This window comes from Arthrobacter sp. Y3225116 (assembly GCF_059091245.1).
The window spans coordinates 1-4,906 of the sequence record NZ_JBNHGL010000214.1 but is presented as its reverse complement, the minus strand read 5'-3'; the positions used below and the strand labels follow the sequence as shown (position 1 = coordinate 4,906).

At 69.6% G+C, this 4,906-nt stretch carries 3 protein-coding genes; all 3 read right to left on the bottom strand.

Annotated features, from left to right (window positions below; all coding sequences use genetic code 11):
• The coding region (locus tag AC5RV2_RS14630; RefSeq protein WP_494092933.1) for a family 1 glycosylhydrolase at positions 1-1,018 on the bottom strand (1,018 nt) is incomplete at its 3' end.
• 300 nt (positions 1,019-1,318) lie between these two features.
• Positions 1,319-2,458: an FUSC family protein gene (locus AC5RV2_RS14625; protein ID WP_494092932.1), complete on the bottom strand. Its 1,140-nt coding sequence runs from the start codon at positions 2,456-2,458 to the stop codon at positions 1,319-1,321.
• 32 nt (positions 2,459-2,490) lie between these two features.
• A partial coding sequence (locus AC5RV2_RS14620) for an efflux RND transporter permease subunit (RefSeq protein WP_494092931.1) occupies positions 2,491-4,906 on the bottom strand: 2,416 nt, incomplete at its 5' end.

The following is a 4,906-nucleotide window of genomic DNA, read 5'->3' as shown; positions in this document are numbered from 1 at the left end:
CGGCGCCGACGACGCCGACCGGGTCCGGGCGGCGGGCGGCGCGGGCGAGCATGGAGTCCCAGTCGCAGGAGTCTACGAAGGGAAACCAGCAGTATCCCTCGAGCCGGATCCCGCGGGAGAGCGCCAGTTCGTACTGTTCCAGGGTGTAACGCAGCCAGGACGCGCGGTCGGAGGCGGTTCCCCGGATGTTGGTCTCGCTCAGGAGCATCGGCAGCCCGTAGCGGGAGCCGTAGTGCTCGGCCACTGCGGCAAAGCCCAGCGGGTGGGGCGATGGCGCGTGGGCGCGGGACTCCTCATACCACCACTCCGAGTGGCAATAATAGTCGAGGCCGAGAACGTCCACCCGCACGGGGTCCAGGTGCAGCAGGTCTTCGCCGCCGTGCCTGACGAGCTCCCTCAGGAAGGGGCGGTCCCCGCTCAGATCGTGTCCGAGCACCAGGTCCAGCAGCACGTGCCGCCGGTCGTTGGCGAGAGCGGCGTACTCCGCCGGGCCACCCGCAGTTCCGTCATGGTGTTCGCAGGTATCCACCCAGACGTGGCGGGCTTCCGGCAGCAGCTCCGACCAGCACCTGGCCGCCTCGGCGATGGCCGGCAGGACGTTGCGAACGAGGCGCATAAAGCCGGCGATTCCACTGTCGTAGGGCGGCCACAGGGCCTCGTGGCCGCAGAGGAAAAGGGTGGCGAAGGGTTCATTGAACAGCGTGTAGGACGTCAACCAGGGGTAGCGCCGGGCCACGGCCTCTGCATACCGCAGGTAGGCGGGCGCAAACCTCCGGTCCCTGAAGCCGTCGTCGAGCCACTGCGGGTAGCTCGTGTGGTGCACCAGGTCGACAATCGGCTGCATGCCGCGTGCCCGCAGGAACTGAAGCTGCCGGTCGGTCTCGGACCAATCGAACACGCCTTGCTCTGCTTCCACGCGGTGCCAGCGAATCGGAAACCGCACGCTGCCCACGCCTGCCGCGCGCATGTGGTCCAGGTGGCGGCCCCAGTGGGCGAAGCTTCCCGTCAGCTCCGCCACGTCCCGGCGGTGTACCGGCAGGTAAGTACTTTCGAAGGCGCCAACAAAGGGAACAGCGGCAATGCGGCCAGGCACGGCAACGCGGCCCGGCACGGAAGGGAGGCTCTCGCCCAAATCCGACACATCATTCTCCCGGTCCGGAGGATTTTAGTGCCAGCTGCTCGACACGAGTAGGTACATAAAACCCGAAATGCCGGGCATGGGGAACCCCTGGTGGCTAGTTCAACCTTTCATCGCGTGTGATCGGCCGGCCGGGCAGTCCGAAAGCCTCCGGCTTGGAAGGGGAGGTGCCCGCCCCGGTTACCGGGCCTGGCCGCCCGAGGGGTCCTTCACGTGCCGGCCCAGCGCGGCCAGGATGCGTTCCAGGCTGACCGCCACGGATCCCGCCGCCGTCGCGGGGGACTCCGAAGACACCGAGCCCGCGACTACCCCGGTGAGGCGGTGCTGTGCATCGCGCGCGGCCTTCAGTTTGTCCGGCAGGTCCTCCGCGGTCATGCTCCTGATTGCCTCGGCCGTGGCGTCCAGGGCGTTGGCCATCGGTGCCAGCACGGGGTCCGGAAGATGCAGGGTCTCGTCCCAAATCACGGCGCTGAGCACCTCGGTCATGTCCTGGGTATGGAAGGCGGCACGCTCCAGCGTGCGCAAATCCCGCCAATCGGTGTCCAGATCCCGGTCGTGGAACTTGCGCCGCGGGTTGGCCTTGCGGCTGCGGTCGGCGGCCTGCACGGCCTGCCGCACCTGGTTGCCCAGGCGGGTGATGCTCTCGCCGTTCGTGGCCCAATCCTTGTGTTCCGGCGGCCAGTTCTCCCGTAGCGCCTCGGCCATGTCCTCCAGCTGCCGGGCGAGGTCGGACTGCAGCTGCTGCAGGCTGCGTCCCACCGCGCTGAAATTCAACGGCGGGAAGAGCAGGAAGTTCACCGCGATGCCGATGGCCACCCCCACCGCCATCTGCACCGCATAGCCGAGCGAGTAGTCGCCCGCATTGGACCCGCCCACCAGCAGGACGAACAGCGCGGCCATGGGAACCCATTCCCTGCCGGCCCCGAGCCGCGGCAGCCCCGCGACCAGCACGCCCAGGAACACCAGCAGGCCCACGGTGACGAAGTGCGGGCCGACCGTCAGGAGCAGGACCATGGCCAGGCCGATGCCCAGCAGCAACCCGGCCAGCGTCTCCACGGAGGTCTTGACGGAGTCGGCGACGGTGGAATACATGCTGATCAGCGCGCCCAGCGGCGCGTAGTAGGGGTACTGGTCCACTTCGCCGGGCAGCCGCAGGGCGATGAACCAGGCGATGGCGCACGCCAACGCGGTCTTGAACGCCAGCTGGACCCGGCGCCACCCGCCCATCTGCTGGCCGTATTTGCGCAGCGGGGCGGGGAGGCGGTCGGTGAGCCGGTCCAGGCGGCCCGGCCCAGCGGGCATTGTTTCCGGTTCTGGCATGTAAAGCACCTCCAGGTTCCGGGTTAGCCGAATCAGCGTCCGGCCGGAACCAGTTCTGCCTCGAGTGTATTGCGCTGGTGTTCCCGGCGCTCGCGCCGGCCTTCGACCAGCCGGTACAGCACCGGCACCAGCACCAGCGTCAGCGCGGTGGAGGACACCAGGCCGCCGATTACCACCACGGCCAGCGGCTGCGAGATGAAACCGCCCTCGCCGGTCAGTCCCAGCGCCATCGGCGTGAGCGCGAAGACCGTGGCGAGCGCCGTCATCAAGATGGGCCGCAGCCGGCGCCGCGCGCCGTGGGTGATCGCGTCCGCCACGTTCATGCCGGGCCGGCCGTCGTGCGGGCGCCGGTACTGGTTGGTCAGGTCGATCAGCACGATCGCATTCGTCACCACGATGCCCACCAGCATCAGCATGCCGATCAGCGACGGCAGCCCCAGCGGGATCCGCGTGATGACCAGCAGCCCGATGGCCCCCGTGGCCGCGAACGGAATGGAGACCAGCAGGATCAGCGGCTGCACCAGGGACTTGAACGTCGCCACCATGATCACGTAGACAATGGCGACGGCGGCCAGCAGCGCCCAGCCCAACTGTTCGAAGGACTCGGCCTGCTGCGTGGCCGCGCCGCCCAATTCCGCCGTCACCCCGGCCGGCAGGTCGGTGCCGTCCAGGGCAGCCGCCACCTCGCCGCTGAGCGCCCCCAGGTTCTCTCCCTCCGGGGTCACGGAGACGACGGCGGTGCGTTCGCCGCCGCTGGCGCTGATCGACGTCGGCACGTCGGTTTCCTCAACCGTGGCCAGGTCCGTCAGCGGCACCGGCCCGCCCGCCGTGGCCACCTCGACGCCGCGCAGTTCCTCGACGCTGGCGAAGTCGCTGCCTTCCCCGATCAGCACCGGGAAGTCGGTGGTCCCGATCCGCACGGTGCCGCCGGGCAGCGGGCTGATCGTGGATGCCAGCAGGCCCGCGACCTGCTCCTCGTCCAGCCCGGCGGCCACGGCCTTGGCCCGGTCCACGGACACCTGGACCACCGGCTCGGCCGCCGAGAGGTTGCTGGACACCTCTGCGGCCCCCGGCACCTCCCGCAGCAGCTCCACCAGCCGGTCGGACGCGTCCCTCAGCTCCTGGGGCCCGTTCGCGGAGATCTCCACGTCCACGGTGCTGGAGGTGCCGAAGCCCCCGCCCTGGGTGCCCAGCGTGAACGTCGCCTCGCCAGGCAGCTTTTCGACGGCGGAGCGGACCCGGTCGCGCAGCGCCGCCTGGTCGATGCCTTCCTCGGTGATGACGGTGTACTGGGCCACCGAAGCACCCGCGGAGAGGAACGTCCCCAGGCCGCCGCCGGCGTTGCCCATGGTGACCTGGACCGCCTCGATCCCGTCCATCCCGGCCAGCAGATCCTCGACCGGGGCGGCCGCCTCGTCGGTGGTCTCCAGGCTGGTCCCGGCCGGCATCTCCTGGCGCAGGCTGAAGCTGTTCTGTCCGCTGTCGCCGAGCAGGTTGGTCTGCAACAGCGGCACCATGGCGGCGGTGCCGGCCAGCACCAGCAGGGCGGCACCGGTGGTGATCACCGGGTGCCGCTGCGTGCCGGCGAGCACCGGCAGGTAGCCGCGCTGCAGCAACGAGCGGCGTTCCTTTTCGGAGGCCGCCGCACGCACTGCGGACGTGTCGGGGTGTCGCTCCGCCGCGGGAGATTTCACGAACCAGTAGGCCAGCACCGGCACGATGGTCAGCGACACCGCCAGGGACGCGAGCAGGGCCAGCGCGGTGGTGATGGCGAACGGCCGGAACAGCTCGCCGGCCAGGTTCCCGACGAACGCGATCGGCAGGAACACCGCAACGGTCGTCAGGGTGGACGCGGTGATGGCCCCGGCGACCTCGCGGACCGCGGACAGGATGGCGTCGCCCTTGGGCTCGCCGTAGTTCAGGTGCCGTTTGATGTTCTCGACCACCACGATCGAGTCGTCCACGACGCGCCCGATGGCGATGGTCAGCGCGCCGAGGGTGAGGATGTTCAGCGAGTAGCCCAGCGCATTGAGGCCGATGAACGTGGCCAGCAGCGACAGCGGGATGGAGATCGCGGTGATCAGCGTGGAGCGCACGGAGAGCAGGAAGACCAGGATGATCAGCACCGCGAAGCCCAGCCCCAGCAGGCCCTCGGTGGTCAGGTCCTTGATGGACGTCTCGATGAACGGGGCCTGGTCGAAGACCGTGGTGATCTGCGCGCCGTCGCCCAGTTCGGCCTCCAGCCCGGGCAGCAGCTCCCCGATGGCGTGGGAGATGGCCACCGTGTCGCCCTCCGGCGTTTTGGTGACGGCCAGGGCCAGCGTCAGCTCGCCGTTGGTCCGGGTGATCGAGGTCTGCTCGTCGTCGGCAATCTCGACGTCGGCCACCTCGCCGATGGTGGCCGGGTCGGCCGGCGCGGGGTCCGGCACCTGGCCCGGCTGGTTCGGG